Origin of the sequence: Burkholderia sp. LMG 13014 (assembly GCF_905232215.1) — a bacterium.
In the GTDB taxonomy this organism is placed as follows: Bacteria; Pseudomonadota; Gammaproteobacteria; order Burkholderiales; family Burkholderiaceae; genus Burkholderia.
On record NZ_CAJNKE010000597.1, the window covers coordinates 1 to 3558 of the forward strand.

The 3558-nt window shown below is 65.3% G+C and carries 4 protein-coding genes; 3 read left to right on the forward strand and 1 reads right to left on the reverse strand.

Annotated features, from left to right (window positions below; translation table 11 throughout):
• The first annotated feature begins 40 nt into the window (after positions 1-40).
• Positions 41-1183 carry a transporter substrate-binding domain-containing protein gene (locus JYJ84_RS31565; RefSeq protein ID WP_175222585.1) on the forward strand — a complete coding sequence of 381 codons (1143 nt, stop codon included), beginning with the start codon at positions 41-43 and terminating at the stop codon, positions 1181-1183.
• 6 nt (positions 1184-1189) lie between these two features.
• Complete coding sequence (locus tag JYJ84_RS31570) at positions 1190-1801, forward strand: ANTAR domain-containing response regulator (RefSeq protein WP_011355447.1); 612 nt, start codon at positions 1190-1192, stop codon at positions 1799-1801.
• 30 nt (positions 1802-1831) lie between these two features.
• Here JYJ84_RS31570 and JYJ84_RS31575 read toward each other — a convergent pair whose 3' ends face one another.
• Complete coding sequence (locus tag JYJ84_RS31575) at positions 1832-2281, reverse strand: helix-turn-helix domain-containing protein (RefSeq protein WP_089453165.1); 450 nt, start codon at positions 2279-2281, stop codon at positions 1832-1834.
• Positions 2282-2633: 352 nt separating this feature from the next.
• Between JYJ84_RS31575 and JYJ84_RS31580 the strand changes: the two genes are divergently transcribed.
• On the forward strand, positions 2634-3557 hold the full coding sequence (locus JYJ84_RS31580; RefSeq protein WP_175222584.1) for an alpha/beta fold hydrolase: 924 nt from the start codon (positions 2634-2636) through the stop codon (positions 3555-3557).
• The last annotated feature ends 1 nt before the right edge of the window (position 3558 follow it).

Below are 3558 nucleotides of genomic sequence, written 5' to 3' on the forward strand. Positions count from 1 at the left end.
CCGCGTAACGGCCCTACCCGGAAGAGACAGGAACGACCGAATGAACAGTGTGAAGGTTGGCGTATTGTTCTCGCAGAGCGGATGCACGTCGCACCTTGGCCAGAGCCAGTTGCGCGGCACGCTGCAGGCAATCGCCGAGATCAACGAGGCAGGCGGCGCGAACGGCTGCGAGATCGTGCCCGTCGTGCGCGATGCGTGCTCGGACCCGGCCGTCTACGCGCGGCTCGCCGAAGAGCTGATCGCCACCGAGCGCGTGAACGTGCTGTTCGGCGCGTACATGTCGAGCAGTCGCAAGGCGCTGATTCCGATCGTCGAGAAGTGGGACAAGCTGCTGTTCTACCCGACGCTCTACGAAGGCTTCGAGTTCTCGCCGAACGTGATCTACACGGGCGCGGCGCCCAACCAGAACAGCGTGCAGCTCGCCGCATTCATGACCGCGCAGTTCGGCGCGCGCGTGTACCTGGTCGGGTCCGACTACATCTATCCGTACGAGTCGAACCGCATCATGATCGATCTCGTCACGCAGCATCCGGAAGGCCAGATCCTCGGCGAGGTGTACATGCCGCTCGTCGCGTCCGAGCAGGATTTTGCGGCGGTGGTCGAGGACATCCGCGCGAAGGCGCCCGACTTCGTGTTCAGTACGCTGGTGGGCGACAGCACGGCCGCGTTCTACCGCGCGTATGCGCAAGCCGGCCTCGATGCGCGCAAGATGCCGATCGCGAGCCTGACGACCTCCGAGATCGAGCTCGGCCAGATGGGCACGGCCGCGGCCGGTCACTACACGTCGTCGCCCTATTTCCAGACCATCGATTCGGACGTGAACCGGCGCTGCATCGCGCAGCTCAAGGCGCGCTTCGGCGACGACGCGAGCGCGTCCGCGCCATGGGAAGCTGCGTATTTCCAGGTTCACCTGTTCGCCAACGCACTCGCCCGTGCCGGCACCGACCAGCGTGACCGGCTCGTCGAACATCTCGCGGATGCGGAATTCGACGCGCCGCAGGGGCGCGTCAAGATCGACCGGCTCACGCAGCACACATGCCTCTACCCGCGCATCGGCTGCGCGACGGCCGACGGCAACTTCACGATCGTGCGCGAAGCGACGCGACGCGTGCATCCCGACCCGTACCTCGTCACGCATTCGCTCGGCGACCGCGTGCACGCGCCCGACGAACAGAAGGCGTAACCGACGATGCGCGCCCGCACCCCGATCCGCTCGACGCCGCGCCTGCTCGCCGAACTGCGCTCGCTCCGCGTAATGGTGTACTACCCGGACGACGACAATGGCCTGCTGCTCGTCGAGCAGCTGTCGCGCATCGGTTGCCCGACCGAGCAGCGCTGGCCGCCGCCCGCCGCGTTACCGGAGAGCGTCGACCTCGTGATACTCGCGGTCCGGCCCGACCTGCTGCACCTGTCGATCCCGTGGCTGGAAGACGACGCACGTCCGCCGCTCATCGCCGTCACGACCTACGAAAGCCCGACGATCCTCGAACTGATGCTGCGCATCGATGCGCAGAGCGCGGTGACGACGCCGGTGCGCTCGTTCGGCCTGTTGAGCGCGATGGCGCTCGCGTGTCACCAGAGCCGCCGGCACGACGAATACCGGCGCCGCATCGCGCAGCTCGAACAGCGCGTGATGTCCGCGCGCACGCTGCAGGAAGCGAAGACGCTGCTGATGCAGCACAACGCGATCAGCGAGGAAGAGGCCTATCAGCAGATCCGCTCGCAGGCGATGGAACGGCGCATCTCGATCAACCAGCTCGCCGAGCAGATCGTGCACGCGCATGCGCTGCTGAAGCGGTAACGCGGGCACCATCGCCGCGATTGCCGCGCATCAGTCCGGCGGCGGCAACACGACCGTGTCTTCCGGCCCGAGCACGCGGCCGTCCTGCGATCGCAGCTCCAGCTTCCTGACCGGCAGCCCGGTCTTCCGGTCGACGAGCAGCACGTGCGCCTCGTCCGGTTCGAAGAAGAAATCCTCGCCCCACTGCCGCAGCGCGACGAGCAGCGGAAACAGGCCGCGCCCTTTCTCGGTCAGCACGTATTCGTGATGCGCGCCGCCGTCCGCGGCCGGCACGATGTCCATGATTCCGTGCGCGACCAGGTTGCGCAGGCGCGCGGCCAGGATGTTCTTGGCCAGTCCGAGGTTCTTCTGGAATTCACCGAAGCGGCGCAACCCGTCGAACGCGTCGCGGACGATCAGCAGCGACCACCAGTCGCCGATCGCGTCCAGCGGGCGGGCTACGCCGCAGGGGGAGTCTTCGTGCGTGGTTCGTCTGTTCATCGATGCATAAGCAATGCCGTTCCCCGAATGCGGGTGGAACGGCGGTCGGTTCGGTTGAAATGAATGGTTGCAATATAAAACTCGTTGCACGAAAGATCAATCACACCGGGCCCGACTGTTCACGTTCAACGAACGGAATGGTCGATTCGGGCCTGATTGGCACTTCAACTCCTACGTCCGGCCGATGAATTCCGGCACTGTTCCCTTCCGACGCATCATCACGCCCCCATGGCGCAGTCAATCTACGGTTGGCCCGGGCATCTTTTCAGTTGCAACTTGAAACCTAATATTCTACGCTTCCATTCGGTTTCAATTTGAAACCAAACTATCCGACTATCCGAAGGAGCGTTCGATGATCCGGCCCGATGCCACGTTCGATGGCACCTTTCCATTCGCCCCGCATTTCGACGACGCATCCGGCTTCCGGATGCACTACGTAGACGAAGGCCCGCACGACGGCGAAACCATCCTGTGCCTGCATGGCGAACCCACGTGGGGCTATCTGTTCCGTCATCTGATTGCGACGCTGAGTCCGACGCACCGCGTCGTCGTCCCCGATCACATGGGCTTTGGCAAAAGCGCGACGCCGCAGGGCCGCAGCTACTGGCTACAGGACCATATCGACAACCTGGAGCGCTTCGTGCTCGCGCGCGGCCTCGATCGCATCACGCTCGTGATGCACGACTTCGGCGGCCCGGTCGGCATGGGGCTTGCCGCGCGGCATCCGGATCGGATCCGGCGCATCGTGTCAGCGAACGGACCGACGCCGTTCGGCCAGCCCGATCTCGTCGAGCGCCTGACCGACAATGGCCGTGATGCGCCGTGGTTCCAGTGGATCATGCGTGCGGCGGCAGACGATACGCTGGAGACGGTGCTCGGCCAGCTCGGCTTCAACATCCTGAGCACGCTGAAGCTGAACGGGTTCGAAAATCACGCGATCATCGACGACACCTGGATCGCCGCATACGGGGCACCGTTCGCGCAACCGGCCGACTGTCTCGGCGCGATCGGATGGGCCCGCGGGTTTGCCGCCGGCGCGCACCGGTTCGAGGAGCCCGATGCGGCGGCGCTGCGCGCGATACGCGAAAAGCCCGCGCTCGCGATCTGGGGAGACGCCGATCGAACGCTCGGCGCCGAACACTTCCTGCCGCTCTTCACGGCATTGTTTCCGTCCGCGCCCGTCGAGCGGCTGGCGGGCGTCGGGCACTACTGCTTCGAGGATGCGCCCGACGCCATCGCGGCGCGCATTGCCGAATTCGTCCGAACGACCGGCTGAG